Source organism: Shigella sp. SIG6 (assembly GCF_053555815.1).
In genome coordinates, this window is the sequence record NZ_JBQZXC010000090.1 from 1 (window position 1) to 15,185 (window position 15,185).

At 52.2% G+C, this 15,185-nt stretch carries 14 protein-coding genes and 2 pseudogenes; 9 read left to right on the forward strand and 7 right to left on the reverse strand.

Annotated features, from left to right (window positions below; all coding sequences use genetic code 11):
* Positions 1-463: 463 nt before the first annotated feature.
* The 3 genes from folD (at position 464) to ACUU1M_RS14155 (ending at position 2,173) form a co-directional block, all read left to right on the forward strand.
* On the forward strand, positions 464-1,330 hold the full coding sequence (folD, locus tag ACUU1M_RS14145) for a bifunctional methylenetetrahydrofolate dehydrogenase/methenyltetrahydrofolate cyclohydrolase FolD (RefSeq protein WP_000729155.1): 867 nt from the start codon (positions 464-466) through the stop codon (positions 1,328-1,330).
* 1 nt (position 1,331) lies between these two features.
* Entirely contained in the window at positions 1,332-1,544 is a 213-nt protein-coding gene (gene ybcJ, locus ACUU1M_RS14150) for a ribosome-associated protein YbcJ (RefSeq protein ID WP_000190294.1), read from the forward strand.
* A gap of 107 nt (positions 1,545-1,651) precedes the next feature.
* Positions 1,652-2,173, forward strand: coding sequence for a metal-dependent hydrolase (locus tag ACUU1M_RS14155; RefSeq protein ID WP_001143545.1), 522 nt, complete (start codon positions 1,652-1,654; stop codon positions 2,171-2,173).
* 35 nt (positions 2,174-2,208) lie between these two features.
* Here ACUU1M_RS14155 and cysS read toward each other — a convergent pair whose 3' ends face one another.
* Positions 2,209-3,594 carry a cysteine--tRNA ligase gene (cysS, locus tag ACUU1M_RS14160; RefSeq protein WP_000912345.1) on the reverse strand — a complete coding sequence of 462 codons (1,386 nt, stop codon included), beginning with the start codon at positions 3,592-3,594 and terminating at the stop codon, positions 2,209-2,211.
* Between the two features lie 173 nt (positions 3,595-3,767).
* On the opposite strand from cysS, the gene ppiB reads away from it, so the two are divergent.
* The 4 genes from ppiB to purK all read left to right on the forward strand — a co-directional run bounded on the left by ppiB (position 3,768) and on the right by purK (position 6,678).
* Positions 3,768-4,262 (forward strand): peptidylprolyl isomerase B, encoded by a 495-nt coding sequence (ppiB, locus tag ACUU1M_RS14165; protein WP_000255996.1) that lies wholly within the window; start codon positions 3,768-3,770, stop codon positions 4,260-4,262.
* 2 nt (positions 4,263-4,264) lie between these two features.
* A complete protein-coding gene (gene lpxH, locus ACUU1M_RS14170) occupies positions 4,265-4,987 on the forward strand; it encodes a UDP-2,3-diacylglucosamine diphosphatase (RefSeq protein WP_000212252.1) in 723 nt (240 codons plus the stop codon).
* A 117-nt stretch (positions 4,988-5,104) separates the two neighbouring features.
* On the forward strand, positions 5,105-5,614 hold the full coding sequence (gene purE, locus ACUU1M_RS14175) for a 5-(carboxyamino)imidazole ribonucleotide mutase (protein WP_005073146.1): 510 nt from the start codon (positions 5,105-5,107) through the stop codon (positions 5,612-5,614).
* Positions 5,611-6,678 carry a 5-(carboxyamino)imidazole ribonucleotide synthase gene (gene purK, locus ACUU1M_RS14180; RefSeq protein ID WP_000815547.1) on the forward strand — a complete coding sequence of 356 codons (1,068 nt, stop codon included), beginning with the start codon at positions 5,611-5,613 and terminating at the stop codon, positions 6,676-6,678. The genes purE and purK overlap by 4 nt, the downstream gene beginning before the upstream one ends.
* A 136-nt stretch (positions 6,679-6,814) precedes the next feature.
* On the opposite strand, the gene ACUU1M_RS14185 is transcribed toward purK, so the two are convergent.
* Positions 6,815-7,708 (reverse strand): carbamate kinase, encoded by an 894-nt coding sequence (locus ACUU1M_RS14185; RefSeq protein ID WP_152028990.1) that lies wholly within the window; start codon positions 7,706-7,708, stop codon positions 6,815-6,817.
* A pseudogene (locus ACUU1M_RS14190) lies at positions 7,705-8,352 on the reverse strand (DUF2877 domain-containing protein); the annotation flags it as partial. The gene ACUU1M_RS14185 and the pseudogene ACUU1M_RS14190, both read right to left, overlap by 4 nt.
* A 2-nt stretch (positions 8,353-8,354) precedes the next feature.
* Between ACUU1M_RS14190 and allC the strand changes: the two are divergent.
* Both allC and allE read left to right on the forward strand, forming a co-directional pair.
* A pseudogene (allC, locus tag ACUU1M_RS14195) lies at positions 8,355-9,587 on the forward strand (allantoate deiminase).
* A gap of 10 nt (positions 9,588-9,597) precedes the next feature.
* Complete coding sequence (gene allE, locus ACUU1M_RS14200) at positions 9,598-10,383, forward strand: (S)-ureidoglycine aminohydrolase (protein WP_000540996.1); 786 nt, start codon at positions 9,598-9,600, stop codon at positions 10,381-10,383.
* A 227-nt stretch (positions 10,384-10,610) separates the two neighbouring features.
* Here allE and glxK read toward each other — a convergent pair whose 3' ends face one another.
* The 4 genes from glxK to ACUU1M_RS14220 all read right to left on the reverse strand — a co-directional run.
* Positions 10,611-11,756 (reverse strand): glycerate 3-kinase, encoded by a 1,146-nt coding sequence (gene glxK, locus ACUU1M_RS14205; RefSeq protein ID WP_005073132.1) that lies wholly within the window; start codon positions 11,754-11,756, stop codon positions 10,611-10,613.
* 21 nt (positions 11,757-11,777) lie between these two features.
* Positions 11,778-13,079 carry a uracil/xanthine transporter gene (locus tag ACUU1M_RS14210; protein WP_005073128.1) on the reverse strand — a complete coding sequence of 434 codons (1,302 nt, stop codon included), beginning with the start codon at positions 13,077-13,079 and terminating at the stop codon, positions 11,778-11,780.
* Between the two features lie 56 nt (positions 13,080-13,135).
* On the reverse strand, positions 13,136-14,497 hold the full coding sequence (gene allB / locus ACUU1M_RS14215) for an allantoinase AllB (RefSeq protein WP_000006881.1): 1,362 nt from the start codon (positions 14,495-14,497) through the stop codon (positions 13,136-13,138).
* A 59-nt stretch (positions 14,498-14,556) separates the two neighbouring features.
* The coding region (locus ACUU1M_RS14220) for a cytosine permease (protein WP_449144679.1) at positions 14,557-15,185 on the reverse strand (629 nt) is incomplete at its 5' end.

Below are 15,185 nucleotides of genomic sequence, written 5' to 3' on the forward strand. Positions count from 1 at the left end.
CATTTATCGACTCCACATCCGTATATAACCGATTACTTTATTTAAGACACTGATAGTAGTAAAATTCCTTTTTATCCTCTAAGAATGTCTTAATTGAAAATATGCACTCTATTCTAAAAAATAGAGAGCCCCGTTAGATGAATACTTCCGCGCAAAATATATTCAACACAAATATAGACCTGAAGCGGTAAATTACCAGGCTGAAAATTCTTTTTATATTGTCAGGTATTTCTTAAATTATCTTAATCCTTAAACAAGGAAATAAATCAGTTCCAGATTTACAACGCCATCATGTACGAAAAATGAAGCTTTCAATCTCAGCGACCTCAGCGACGGTGCGCCTAACCTTCGCAAGAGGTCGCTTCACGCGATAAATCTGAAACGAAACCTGACAGCGCGCCCCGCTTCTGACAAAATAGACGCATCCCCTTCGACCTACGTAACAGATGGAATCCTCTCTCTGATGGCAGCAAAGATTATTGACGGTAAAACGATTGCGCAGCAGGTGCGCTCTGAAGTTGCTCAAAAAGTTCAGGCTCGTATTGCAGCCGGACTGCGGGCACCAGGACTGGCCGTTGTGCTGGTGGGTAGTAACCCTGCATCGCAAATTTATGTCGCAAGCAAACGCAAGGCTTGTGAAGAAGTCGGGTTCGTCTCCCGCTCTTATGACCTCCCGGAAACCACCAGCGAAGCGGAGCTGCTGGAGCTTATCGATGCGCTGAATGCCGACAACACCATCGATGGCATTCTGGTTCAACTGCCGTTACCGGCGGGTATTGATAACGTCAAAGTGCTGGAACGTATTCACCCGGACAAAGACGTGGACGGTTTCCATCCTTACAACGTCGGTCGTCTGTGCCAGCGCGCGCCGCGTCTGCGTCCCTGCACCCCGCGCGGTATCGTCACGCTGCTTGAGCGTTACAACATTGATACCTTCGGCCTCAACGCCGTGGTGATTGGCGCATCGAATATCGTCGGTCGCCCAATGAGCATGGAACTGTTGCTCGCAGGTTGCACCACCACCGTGACTCACCGCTTCACTAAAAATCTGCGTCATCACGTAGAAAATGCCGATCTGTTGATCGTTGCCGTTGGCAAGCCAGGCTTTATTCCCGGTGACTGGATCAAAGAAGGCGCAATTGTGATTGATGTCGGCATCAACCGTCTGGAAAATGGCAAAGTTGTGGGCGACGTCGTGTTTGAAGACGCGGCTAAACGCGCCTCATACATTACGCCTGTTCCCGGCGGCGTTGGCCCGATGACGGTTGCCACGCTGATTGAAAACACGCTACAGGCGTGCGTTGAATATCATGATCCACAGGGTGAGTAACATGGCGACATTTTCTTTAGGTAAACATCCGCACGTTGAGCTGTGCGACTTGCTGAAACTGGAAGGCTGGAGCGAAAGCGGCGCGCAGGCGAAAATCGCGATTACCGAAGGCCAGGTGAAAGTCGACGGTGCGGTTGAAACGCGCAAACGCTGCAAAATCGTCGCCGGTCAGACAGTGAGTTTTGCAGGACACAGCGTACAGGTTGTTGCCTGATCCCTTTCCCGGCCTGTATCAACAGGCCGGTTCTCTTTTCAGACTTTTGCCCTCTACGCCCCGTTCATCCATGCTGATAGCATCGACATTTTGCCGAAGCGACCATCATGCCAACCGTTATTACGCACGCCGCCGTTCCCCTTTGCATTGGTTTAGGGTTGGGTTCGAAAGTCATCCCTCCGCGTCTGTTATTTGCCGGAATCATCCTGGCGATGCTGCCCGATGCCGACGTATTGTCGTTTAAATTTGGCGTTGCTTACGGCAATGTTTTTGGTCATCGCGGGTTTACCCATTCGCTGGTGTTTGCGTTTGTTGTCCCGCTCTTATGTGTGCTGATTGGACGTCGATGGTTCAGGGCTGGGCTGATTCGCTGCTGGCTGTTTTTAACCGTCTCGTTGCTATCGCACAGCTTACTGGATTCGGTAACCACTGGCGGTAAGGGCGTTGGCTGGCTGTGGCCGTGGTCAGATGAACGCTTTTTCGCTCCCTGGCAGATGATTAAAGTCGCGCCGTTTGCATTGTCTCGTTACACCACAGCGTACGGGCATCAGGTGATTATTTCCGAATTGATGTGGGTGTGGTTGCCGGGGATGCTACTGATGGGAATGTTGTGGTGGCGCAGACGATAACCGGATGCGAAAACTCGCATCCGGCAATTGCGCAATTACTTACGACGCCAAGTGGTCCCTTGCGGGCCATCTTCCAGCACGATCCCCATCTCGTTAAGACGGTCACGTGCCGCATCTGCCGCCGCCCAGTCTTTCGCTTTACGGGCATCCAGACGCTGTTGAATTAACGCTTCAATCTCAGCCACTTCGCTGTCGTCTGCCTGCGCGCCGCTTTGCAGGAACGCTTCCGGTTCTTGCTCCAGCAGGCCCAATACAGCGGAAAGTTTACGCAGGTGAGATGCCATTGCATTCGCCGCTGCCATATCTTCTGCTTTCAGACGGTTCACTTCACGCGCCATATCAAACAGCACGGAATAGGCTTCCGGGGTGTTGAAATCGTCGTCCATCGCTTCAATAAAGCGCGCTTCAAACGCTTCGCCACCGGCAGGCGCAACGGTTTTATCTGTGCCGCGCAGCGCAGTGTAGAGGCGCTCCAGCGCCGCACGCGCCTGCTTCAGGTTCTCTTCGCTGTAGTTCAGCTGGCTGCGATAGTGGCCCGACATCAGGAAGTAACGCACGGTTTCCGCGTCGTAGTATTTCAGCACATCGCGCACGGTAAAGAAGTTACCCAGCGATTTGGACATCTTCTCGCGGTCAACCATCACCATTCCGGAGTGCATCCAGTAGTTCACATACTGACCATCATGGGCACAGGTGGACTGCGCGATTTCGTTCTCGTGGTGCGGGAACATCAGGTCTGAACCGCCGCCGTGGATATCAAAGTGGTTACCCAGCTGCTTGCAGTTCATGGCCGAACATTCAATGTGCCAGCCAGGACGACCCGCGCCCCACGGAGACGGCCAGCTCGGTTCGCCCTCTTTCGACATCTTCCACAGAACGAAGTCCATCGGGTTGCGTTTGTCATCAACCACGTCAACGCGCGCGCCAGCCTGCAGCTGGTCGAGATCCTGACGCGACAGCACGCCATAAGTTGGATCGGTCGGGACGTCGAACATCACGTCGCCGTTGTCCGCCACATAAGCGTGACCTTTGGCGATCAGTTGTTCAGTGAGTTCAATAATTTCTGCGATATGGTGCGTCGCGCGCGGCTCCATATCCGGGCGCAGAATGTTCAAAGCATCAAAATCTTTGTGCATTTCGGCGATCATGCGATCCACCAGCGCCACAAAGCTTTCGCCATTTTCATTGGCGCGTTTGATGATTTTGTCGTCGATATCGGTAATGTTGCGCACATACTTCAGTTTATAGCCGAGGAAACGCAGATAGCGCGCAACCACGTCAAAAGCAACAAAGGTACGCCCGTGACCGATATGACAGAGATCGTAAACGGTGATTCCACACACGTACATGCCGACTTCCCCGGCGTGAATAGGCTTAAATTCCTCTTTTTGGCGTGTCAGAGTATTGAAGATTTTTAGCATCGAAGATTCCGTTTAGACATGTGTGGGTAATTGAGTTGCGTATAATACCCATATTTCCCGCGCGAATCAGCATACATTGCGTGATGATCCGATCGTGCGGTTATGCTATAACACCACTCTATATATGACCCGAACTGGGTTGAAGCACCAATCAAACGGAACAGGATGCAAAAATGGTTACTTTCCACACCAATCACGGCGATATTGTCATCAAAACTTTTGACGATAAAGCACCTGAAACAGTTAAAAACTTCCTGGACTACTGCCGCGAAGGTTTTTACAACAACACCATTTTCCACCGTGTTATCAACGGCTTTATGATTCAGGGCGGCGGTTTTGAACCGGGCATGAAACAAAAAGCCACCAAAGAACCGATCAAAAACGAAGCCAACAACGGCCTGAAAAATACCCGTGGTACGCTGGCAATGGCACGTACTCAGGCTCCGCACTCTGCAACTGCACAATTCTTCATCAACGTGGTTGATAACGACTTCCTGAACTTCTCTGGCGAAAGCCTGCAAGGTTGGGGCTACTGCGTGTTTGCTGAAGTGGTTGACGGCATGGACGTGGTAGACAAAATCAAAGGTGTTGCAACCGGTCGTAACGGTATGCACCAGGACGTGCCAAAAGAAGACGTTATCATTGAAAGCGTGACCGTTAGCGAGTAATCGTGGCGACACTCTTTATTGCAGATCTTCATCTCTGCGTGGAAGAACCGGCGATCACCGCCGGTTTTCTGCGTTTTTTAGCGGGGGAAGCCCGCAAGGCCGACGCGCTGTATATTCTTGGCGATCTGTTTGAAGCATGGATTGGCGACGACGATCCCAACCCACTCCATCGCCAGATGGCGGCAGCGATCAAAGCGGTGTCCGATTCCGGCGTTCCCTGTTATTTCATTCATGGCAACCGTGATTTTCTGCTCGGCAAACGCTTTGCCCGTGAAAGCGGCATGACATTATTGCCGGAAGAAAAGGTGCTCGAACTTTATGGTCGCCGGGTGTTGATTATGCATGGCGACACGCTGTGCACCGATGACGCGGGTTATCAGGCTTTTCGCGCCAAAGTCCACAAACCCTGGCTGCAAATGCTATTCCTCGCCCTGCCGTTGTTTGTGCGCAAACGCATTGCCGCGCGAATGCGCGCGAACAGCAAAGAAGCCAACAGCAGTAAATCGCTGGCGATCATGGACGTTAACCAAAACGCTGTGGTCAGTGCGATGGAAAAACATCAGGTGCAATGGCTAATCCACGGGCATACCCATCGCCCGGCGGTGCATGAACTTATCGCCAACCAGCAACCTGCTTTTCGCGTGGTACTGGGTGCCTGGCATACGGAAGGTTCGATGGTGAAAGTCACAGCGGATGACGTTGAGCTGATTCATTTTCCGTTTTAAAAAACCCACAACTTTGCTGATTTCACAGCCACGCAACCGTTTTCCTTGCTCTCTTTCCGTGCTATTCTCTGTGCCCTCTAAAGCCGAGAGTTGTGCACCACAGGAGTTTTAAGACGCATGTCTTCCCGCAATAATCCGGCGCGTGTCGCCATCGTGATGGGGTCCAAAAGCGACTGGGCTACCATGCAGTTCGCCGTCGAAATCTTCGAAATCCTGAATGTTCCGCACCACGTTGAAGTGGTTTCTGCTCACCGCACCCCCGATAAACTGTTCAGCTTCGCCGAAAGCGCCGAAGAGAACGGTTATCAGGTGATTATTGCGGGCGCAGGCGGCGCAGCGCACCTGCCAGGCATGATTGCCGCCAAAACGCTGGTGCCGGTGCTGGGCGTGCCAGTACAGAGCGCCGCACTGAGCGGTGTCGATAGCCTCTACTCCATCGTACAAATGCCGCGCGGCATTCCGGTGGGTACGCTGGCGATTGGTAAAGCTGGCGCGGCAAACGCGGCATTACTGGCAGCACAAATTCTCGCGACTCACGATAAAGAGCTACACCAGCGTCTGAATGACTGGCGCAAAGCCCAGACCGACGAAGTGCTGGAAAACCCGGACCCGCGAGGTGCGGCATGAAACAGGTTTGCGTCCTCGGTAACGGGCAGTTAGGCCGTATGCTGCGTCAGGCAGGCGAACCGTTAGGCATTGCTGTCTGGCCGGTCGGGCTGGACGCTGAACCGGCGGCGGTGCCTTTTCAACAAAGCGTGATTACCGCTGAGATCGAACGCTGGCCGGAAACCGCATTAACCCGCGAGCTGGCGCGTCATCCGGCCTTTGTGAACCGCGATGTGTTCCCGATTATTGCTGACCGTCTGACTCAGAAACAGCTTTTCGATAAGCTCCACCTGCCGACCGCGCCGTGGCAGTTACTTGCCGATCGCAGCGAGTGGCCTGCGGTGTTTGATCGTTTAGGTGAACTGGCGATTGTTAAGCGTCGCACTGGTGGCTATGACGGTCGCGGTCAATGGAGTTTACGCGCCAATGAAACCGAACAGTTACCGGCAGAGTGTTACGGTGAATGTATTGTCGAGCAGGGCATTAACTTCTCTGGTGAAGTATCGCTGGTTGGCGCGCGCGGCTTTGATGGCAGCACCGTGTTTTATCCGCTGACGCATAACCTGCATCAGGACGGTATTTTGCGCACCAGCGTCGCTTTTCCGCAGGCCAACGCACAGCAGCAGGCGCAAGCCGAAGAGATGCTGTCGGCGATTATGCAGGAGCTGGGCTATGTGGGCGTGATGGCGATGGAGTGTTTTGTCACCCCGCAAGGTCTGCTGATCAACGAACTGGCTCCGCGTGTGCATAACAGCGGTCACTGGACACAAAACGGTGCCAGCATCAGCCAGTTTGAGCTGCATCTGCGGGCGATTACCGATCTGCCGTTACCGCAACCAGTAGTGAATAATCCGTCGGTGATGATCAATCTGATTGGTAGCGATGTGAATTATGACTGGCTGAAATTGCCGCTGGTGCATCTGCACTGGTACGACAAAGAAGTCCGTCCGGGGCGTAAAGTGGGGCATCTGAATTTGACCGACAGCGACACATCGCGTCTGACTGCGACGCTGGAAGCCTTAATCCCGCTGCTGCCGCCAGAGTATGCCAGCGGCGTGATTTGGGCGCAGAGTAAGTTCAGTTAAGCAGGTGCTCATTTGATTGCCGGATGCGGCGTAAACGCCTTATCCGGCTTACCGCTCCGGTACCCATTGTAGGCCTGATAAGACGCGTCAAGCGTCGCATCAGGCATGGTGCACCGATTGCCGGATGCTCTCATCACTACAGCGAAATACAGGTCCCCGCTTCGCCCGCCAGCGTCTCTTCAATTCGCGATAACGCCCCAATCCACGCGGGTTTACTACGGCTTCTGACATAACCACTCACCGCCGTTACCTTCGGCCCCATCGAACCATCGGCTTTGCCAAATGGAGCTAACTCATCCGGTGTGGCATGGCGAATGGCACGTTGCTGCGGCGTTCCCCAGTTTTCATATACCGCATCAGCATCGGTGAGGATCACCAGTCCATCGGCATTAATCTGCTCGGCGAGCAACGCAGCGGCGAGATCTTTATCAATCACCGCTTCACTCCCTGCCCCATCTTCTGTCACAGGCACACCGCCGCCGCCACTGCAAATCACCACATGCCCCTCTTTGAGCAACAACTCGATGGCTTCGCTGTCGAGAATTTTACGCGGTTGCGGAGACGCCACCACCCGGCGCAAATATTTACCATCACGTTTCATCTGCCAGCCGTAAGCCGCTTCCAGTGCCTCTTGTTCTTCTGGCTGATAAACCGGACCAATAAATTTCTCTGGCTGCAAAAACGCCGGATCATCAGGCGAAACCTCAATGCGCGTCAGCACCGTCGTAACAGGCGGCATCTGCGGCTGTGCGCTCAAGCTCTGCGCCAGCATATATCCAATCATCCCCTGGCTTTCCGCCACCAGCACATCCAGCGGATACGGTTCTACCTCTTTCCACGCCAGATTCTGTAACGCCAGCAGCCCCACCTGCGGCCCGTTGCCGTGAACAATCGCCAGCCGATAAGAACGGGCCAGGCGTGCCAGCGCGGGTACAGCACTGGCGATATTGCGATATTGATTTTCCGCCGTCAGCGCCTCACCGCGCTGGAGTAAGGCGTTGCCCCCAAGAGCTACAACCAGTGTTTTCATGGTTTTCCTTGTAATAATTGTTGGCCAAGCCAGAACCCCAGCAGCGTATCTGCCCCTGACGTATGCCCCAGCGCCAGCAGCGAATCAATCGCAACAGCGGTACGTTTCGGGCAACTCAGAGCATGGACAAAGTGCAGGAGTGGCGAGGCGAAATATCCTTGCGCGGCATAACGTAAATAACTGACGCTCACCGCTGTGGTAACGAGTTGAAGATTGTCGGAACAGGCAAAAAACGGGCGACCGGCGCGCGCATCTAAAGCGCCATAATACCAGGCCGCCAGCAGCATTCCGCTCAACGTGTCATCATGACTTGGCGTTAATCCGGGGCCTTTACCCAGCCAGTGCCGCCAGTCGGTCTTAACGCCATTGCGCGCGGCCTGAAAACAGTGACGAAACTGGCGTAATTCAGCGGGCAGCGGATCGCTTGCCGCCATCGCCAGTGGCCCGAAAAGTCCGGTTTCCTCCGCGCGTTGCATCCATGCAGCTGCAAGCGGTTGAGGATGCGAAGGCGGCGTAATACGCAGCAAACAATAACGCTGTGGCTGTTTAACCGTGAAACGCCCGAGGCGAATCCCTTGAGCCACAACCTGTGGTCGTTCATTGCCGCATAATCCACCGCATAACGCATCGAATTGCGCGCGGCGAAATTACACATTCCCGTCAAGCTATAGAAGAAACGCTGCCCTGGCTTTCCTCTTTTGGCGCTGACCCAACGGGTAGGATGACCCGTTTACTTTATTCGCCGGAATGGCTGGAAACCCAGCAGCAATTTAAAAAAAGAATGGCAGCAAGTGGGCTGGAAACACGTTTCGATGAAGTGGGGAATTTATACGGTCGCCTGAGTGGCACCGAATATCCACAGGAAGTGGTTCTGAGCGGTTCGCATATCGATACCGTGGTTAACGGCGGTAACCTCGACGGGCAATTCGGCGCGCTGGCGGCGTGGCTGGCAATTGACTGGTTGAAAACGTAATACGGCGCACCGTTACGTACGGTCGAAGTGGTGGCGATGGCAGAAGAAGAAGGCAGCCGCTTCCCGTATGTCTTCTGGGGCAGTAAAAATATCTTTGGGCTGGCGAATCCTGACGACGTGCGGAATATCTGTGATGCCAAAGGAAATAGTTTTGCCGATGCGATGAAGGCTTGCGGATTTACTCTGCCGAACGCCCCACTAACTCCGTGTCAGGATATAAAAGCCTTTGTTGAACTGCATATTGAACAGGGCTGTGTGCTGGAAAGTAATGGGCAATCAATTGGCGTGGTGAATGCAATTGTCGGGCAGCGTCGCTATACGGTGACGCTGAACGGCGAATCAAACCATGCAGGCACCACGCCGATGGGTTATCGTCGTGATACGGTTTACGCTTTCAGTCGCATTTGCCATCAGTCGATCGAAAAAGCGAAAAAGATGGGCGATCCGCTGGTTCTGACCTTTGGCAAAGTAGAGCCGCGCCCGAATACGGTAAATGTGGTGCCGGGTAAAACCACGTTCACCATTGATTGTCGTCATACCGACGCTGCCGTGCTGCGCGATTTCACCCAACAGTTAGAAAACGACATGCGGGCGATTTGCGATGAAATGGACATTGGTATTGATATCGATTTATGGATGGACGAAGAACCCGTGCCGATGAATAAGGAGCTGGTCGCCACCCTGACAGAATTGTGTGAAAGAGAAAAACTGAATTACCGGGTGATGCACAGTGGTGCCGGGCACGACGCGCAAATTTTCGCGCCTCGCGTACCAACCTGCATGATTTTTATCCCCAGCATCAACGGGATCAGCCATAACCCGGCGGAACGCACCAATATTACTGACCTTGCCGAAGGGGTCAAAACGTTGGCACTCATGCTTTATCAACTTGCCTGGCAGAAATAAGGAGTCATAAATGGGATATTTAAATAACGTCACCGGTTACCGCGAAGATTTACTGGCTAACCGTGCGATTGTTAAACACGGTAATTTCGCACTGTTAACCCCGGATGGTCTGGTAAAAAATATTATTCCGGGCTTTGAAAATTGTGACGCGACAATCCTCTCCACGCCAAAGCTGGGTGCCTCTTTTGTTGATTATCTGGTCACACTGCATCAAAACGGTGGCAACCAACAGGGCTTCGGTGGCGAAGGCATTGAAACGTTCCTGTATGTGATCTCTGGAAATATCACTGCCAAAGCCGAAGGCAAAACATTTGCCTTAAGCGAAGGTGGCTATCTTTATTGCCCACCAGGCTCCTTAATGACGTTTGTTAACGCCCAGGCCGAAGACAGCCAAATCTTTTTATATAAGCGCCGCTATGTTCCGGTAGAAGGCCATGCACCGTGGCTGGTTTCTGGCAATGCCAGCGAACTGGAACGCATTCACTATGAAGGTATGGATGATGTGATCCTGCTGGATTTTCTGCCCAAAGAGTTAGGTTTTGATATGAACATGCATATCCTCTCTTTTGCACCAGGTGCCAGCCACGGTTATATCGAAACACACGTTCAGGAACATGGTGCCTATATTCTTTCCGGTCAGGGGGTTTATAACCTCGACAATAACTGGATCCCGGTGAAAAAAGGCGATTACATCTTTATGGGCGCTTATTCTTTACAGGCTGGTTATGGCGTAGGGCGTGGTGAAGCGTTCAGCTATATTTACTCGAAAGATTGCAACCGCGACGTAGAGATTTAAGTCATACCACTCGCCTGATTATTTTTAGCTATGTTGGATTTTGCCACGGTTTATACCGTGGCTTTTTTTGTAACATTGCCTGATGCGCTTCGCTTATCAGGCCTACATGACCTCTGCAATATATAGAATTTGCGCGATTTTCAGGAAGGATATAGTACTCATGCCGCATCCGGCATGAGTACTGCGCTCTTATACGAAATAAATCGCATCCGCTTTAAAGGCAAGAGTCAGTTTTTAATTCCCTGACCTATTTTAATGGCGCAGGCAATATTTCGCGCGCTGTTGAAGAGATTGGTTTCACCGCTGGCGAGCACTTCGGCTAAAGGTGCCAGACGAGGCAAAATGCTGAATACCGCGTCAATGCCGTACTGGTGCACCACTTCCACGCCATCACCCAATACACCAGCAATCCCAATCACCGGTACATTAAACTGCTTCGCCACCGACGCAACGCCCAGCGGCGCTTTACCGCCTGCCGTTTGCGAGTCAATGCGCCCTTCCCCGGTGATCACCAGTGCTGCCCCCTGCACCGCCTGCGCAAGATTGACCGCATTCAACACAATCTCAATGCCCGGTTTAATATCCGCATTGAGAAATACCGCCGCCGCAATCCCCATACCGCCCGCAGCGCCGCCGCCCGCCATCTGACAGACATTAATTTCAGTTTGCTGTTGTAAAACACGGGCGTAATTTTGCAGCCCCTGTTCCAGCTCTTCAACCATCTCCGGCGTTGCCCCTTTTTGCGGGCCAAATACCGCCGCCGCGCCGCGTGCCCCTACCAGCGGGTTATCAACGTCACATGCCACTTCAATATGGCTGTTCGCCAGACGCGGATCGCATTCCTCCATCTCAATGCTTGCCACGCGCGCTAAATTGCCGCCGTTAGCCGCCAGCACCTGGCCGTCGGCATCAAGGAAACGCACACCAAGCGCCTGCGCCATGCCCATACCGCCGTCGACCGTCGCACTGCCGCCAATGCCGAGAATAATATGGCGAATGCCGTTATCCAGCGCATGGCGAATTAACTCCCCCGTACCAAAACTGGAGGCCAGCAACGGATTACGCTTTTCAGGCGCGACCAGCATCAGGCCACTTGCTGCCGCCATCTCAATCACCGCTGTTTTCCCGTCTCCGGTAAGGCCATAAAAAGTATTCACTTTTTCGCCCATCGGCCCGTAGACTTCAAGCGTCACAATGTTGCCACCCGTCGCGGCGACCATCGCATCCACCGTCCCTTCGCCGCCATCCGCTATCGGCAAACAGATATAGTGCGCATCGGGAAAGAGGGTCGAAAACCCGGCTTTAATTGCCTGACAACATTTTTCTGCACTTAAGCTCTCCTTAAAAGAGTCTGGCGCAATGACAATCTTCATTATCAATCCTTTTTCAACAAATTATTCGATGCGTTCCCACGGAATAAGATTATCCATAAGAACAGCCAGTAAAATTCCGACCAGTAAGCCGTTACTGAGCAGAGGACGAAGCGTTAATGGAAGGTCTTGCAAATACACAGGCGGTAATGCCATTAAAAATATGCCGACAAATAACGGCAATGCGAGTCGATAAATATTGCGCGCGGTAAACGTTATTTGCTGGCTAAACACCAGCGCAGAAAAGAGTAAAGGCAGATAAGAAACCAGCATGACTGCGCTACTTACCGGTAAGGGAATACTACAAAACAGTCGAGTGAGTGCCGGAACTAGTGCCACCAGCAGGCAAATAACGCTGCCATAAATAAACGAACGCCGCGTGTAATCGCCAGTCTGGGTTAATAAACCAATGGATGAAACAAACGGTGAAAATGGAATTACCGCCAGCGGTACGGTTATCAGCGTCATAAATCCGGTCGCCACAAAGCTACGACGATAACGCGTATTCCCCGCACCCTGCTGCGGATAAAAAACATCCGTGCCCCGAATCGCACCGTAGGTATTGCTGATATTCACCAGACCTGTAATCACCGCCGTCAGAATAATTCCCGGCGACAAAGCACCGCCACTGCCGAGCGGGAACCACTGCCAGTGCAACTCACCGGAGAGCGAATGCGAAGAAGGAAAGCAAAAGTACCACAACAACCAGCCGGTTATCGTACCGACCAGCAGGCCATAACGGGCAAAACGTTGCGGCAGAAAGATAATCATCGCCAGTACCAGGCACATCACCGCCACCGAGAGCGCGAACGGTGGTAACTGAATTTTAAAATTTGGGTCGGCTATGCCAAACGGCAGTCCGAGCATACCTTTGAAAAAGATAGTGGTCAGCTGCGCGCCCAGCATCAACATAAACAAGACCATCACCGACGGCGTAAATAACCGTGCCAGGCGATGGCCTAATCCGCTAAAACCAATCAACATCGTCAGCACACCGGAGAGTGCAATCCCCACCGCCAGACTGGTAGAGATATCGTTGATCGGTGTCCCGCGCGATGCTTCGCCAAGGGGGATAGTAAGGATGGTTCCCCACCACAGGCCACCTAGCCCTTCCATAATAGCGCGACGATGACCGCAAAACGCCTGAGCGAAGCAGGCCAGTGCGGTAGCAAGAAAAGCATATTGCGTGAGCGTAAGCAGGCTACTTTGCGGCAACTGAAAAGCAGAAAGTAGCGTAGGAGGAACCACAACCGTGTTGCAAAAAATAAAGAAAAACCACTGAAATCCTGATAACAGGCTTTCGCGGCTGACTGCAAAATTGAACATAAACACACCTTAACCGGAGAATGCCCGCCGCAAGGACGGGCATTGCAGGGGCCAGATTACTGCTGATGTTTAAGGATAAATTGACCTTTCGGCGCAACAGGGAAGCCCTGTTCAATGTCGTAAATCACATCACCACGTAAGATGGTTTTCGTGATACGCGCGCCAATGGTACGGCCAACATACGGGCTGACTTTGTGGCGATATTCCAGATCGTCATTGGTAAGAACATAGCTGCTATTCGGCTGAATGAAGACGAAGTCGGCATCTTTTCCTGGGGCGATACGGCCTTTTTGCTGCAGACCGAAAATATCTGCTGCGTTAGTCGCCATTAATTTGCCGAACATTGGCAGAGACATTCCGCGTTTCTGTACCGCTTCATCGAACATCACGTCCATACAGTTTTGCAGGCCGGCAATACCGCCCCATGCTTCCATGATGTTGCCGGCTTTCATTTCCGGAGGGCATGGTGAGTGGTCGGAAACCAGGCAGTCGATTTCACCGTTAAACAGTTTTTCCCACATGCCTTTCTGGTTTTCCAGATCGCGGATCGGCGGTGAACACTTCGCCAGAGTACCGATTTCTTCGAACTGATCGGTATCCAGTACAAAGTAATGCGGGCAGGATTCACAGGTAACATCCTGACCTTCCTGACGTGCACGAGTCACTTCTTCAACACCTTCCGGGCTGCTGATATGGCAAATGTGCAGACGGCAACCGGCAACTTTCGCCAGGTACAGTACGCGGCGAATCGCTTCCACTTCGGTAAATACCGGACGCGAAGCCACATAGTCATGGGCAGTTACGCGACCTTCACGTTTCGCTTCTTCGCCCAGTGCATCACAGATCAGCGCGTTTTCGCAGTGCACCAGCACCGGCTGCCCCAGTTCGCCCAGCTTCTGCGCACCTTTGAAGAACTGCCAGTCGTTTACATCACGGAAGTCGTTGTCGATACCGCGATCGCCACAGGTCGCAACGAAGCATTTGAAGCCGACAACGCCCACTTCATCCAACTCATGCAGACGATCAATGTTGTAAGACACCAGGCCACCGAGTTGTGCCGCATCGATAGTCAGCTTGCCTTTAGCGGCATCGAACTTCAGTTCAATTGAAGCACGGTCAACCGTTGCAGGCAGCTGGTTGAGCGGCATTTCGATCATGGTGGTGATACCACCTTTTGCCGCTGCGCGAGTACCGGTTTCATAACCTTCCCAGTGGCTACGACCCGGTTCAGAAATATGGGTGTGCGCATCAACCATGCCCGGCGAAACCACCAGACCAGACGCATCCATAACTTCTTTTGCATCGCCCAGATCCTGACCGATAGCAGCAATTTTTCCGCCTTTAACGGCGATATCTACAACGCGAGCTTCGTTTTCTAAAATAACGGTGCCGTTTTTAATGATTAAATCAAAAGACATAACAAACTCCTTGTAAAATACAGATTGGTTTTTAACTCAATGTTCAATATCGGGATTAATTAACCTATGGTTTTTTGCTCTCCTGTTTTTTCTGCTGTTGTACGTTTCTTTAATAAGGCGTAGGCCGCAAAGGCGACGATGACGCCGACAAACCATGAAACACGCGATAACGGTTCCATAAAGGGAATAAACTTACCGCCAAGAGATAAAATAACGGCCACCAGAGTTACTGAAAACGCAGTGAGGTTAAAACCGTTATCGTAATATTTATAATCGCCAGGTGCGGTATACAGTTCATCAAGATTAATTTTCCCACGCATCACCACAAAATAATGCGCCATCATGACACCAATTACCGGACCAAGCATTCCGTCGATAATATCGAGGAACAGATAAATACTGTCCTGATTTTCCATTAATTTCCACGGGCAGATCAGCAGGCTGATAATACTGGCAATCAGTACGCCGTTTTTATAGGTCAGTTTCGTCGGTGCAATAGCGGCAATCTGATAACCGGCAGGAATAATATTACCGGTGGCGTTAGTGGAGATAGTCGTCATCAGAATAACCAGTACCGCAAAGAACGAGGCGAACAAGCTGTCCCAACGCTGAACAATATCCAGCACGTTCCAGGTATCAGCGCCGTAATGAATACTGGCTCCGGCAATAATACATACCCCCGCGACCG

Coding starts and splice junctions, on each gene's coding strand:
- folD (WP_000729155.1), top strand. CDS start 464: ATGGCAGCAAAGATTATTGACGGTAAAACGATTGCGCAGCAGGTGCGC.
- ybcJ (WP_000190294.1), top strand. CDS start 1,332: ATGGCGACATTTTCTTTAGGTAAACATCCGCACGTTGAGCTGTGCGAC.
- ACUU1M_RS14155 (WP_001143545.1), top strand. CDS start 1,652: ATGCCAACCGTTATTACGCACGCCGCCGTTCCCCTTTGCATTGGTTTA.
- cysS (WP_000912345.1), bottom strand. CDS start 3,594: ATGCTAAAAATCTTCAATACTCTGACACGCCAAAAAGAGGAATTTAAG.
- ppiB (WP_000255996.1), top strand. CDS start 3,768: ATGGTTACTTTCCACACCAATCACGGCGATATTGTCATCAAAACTTTT.
- purE (WP_005073146.1), top strand. CDS start 5,105: ATGTCTTCCCGCAATAATCCGGCGCGTGTCGCCATCGTGATGGGGTCC.
- purK (WP_000815547.1), top strand. CDS start 5,611: ATGAAACAGGTTTGCGTCCTCGGTAACGGGCAGTTAGGCCGTATGCTG.
- ACUU1M_RS14185 (WP_152028990.1), bottom strand. CDS start 7,708: ATGAAAACACTGGTTGTAGCTCTTGGGGGCAACGCCTTACTCCAGCGC.
- allE (WP_000540996.1), top strand. CDS start 9,598: ATGGGATATTTAAATAACGTCACCGGTTACCGCGAAGATTTACTGGCT.
- glxK (WP_005073132.1), bottom strand. CDS start 11,756: ATGAAGATTGTCATTGCGCCAGACTCTTTTAAGGAGAGCTTAAGTGCA.
- ACUU1M_RS14210 (WP_005073128.1), bottom strand. CDS start 13,079: ATGTTCAATTTTGCAGTCAGCCGCGAAAGCCTGTTATCAGGATTTCAG.
- allB (WP_000006881.1), bottom strand. CDS start 14,497: ATGTCTTTTGATTTAATCATTAAAAACGGCACCGTTATTTTAGAAAAC.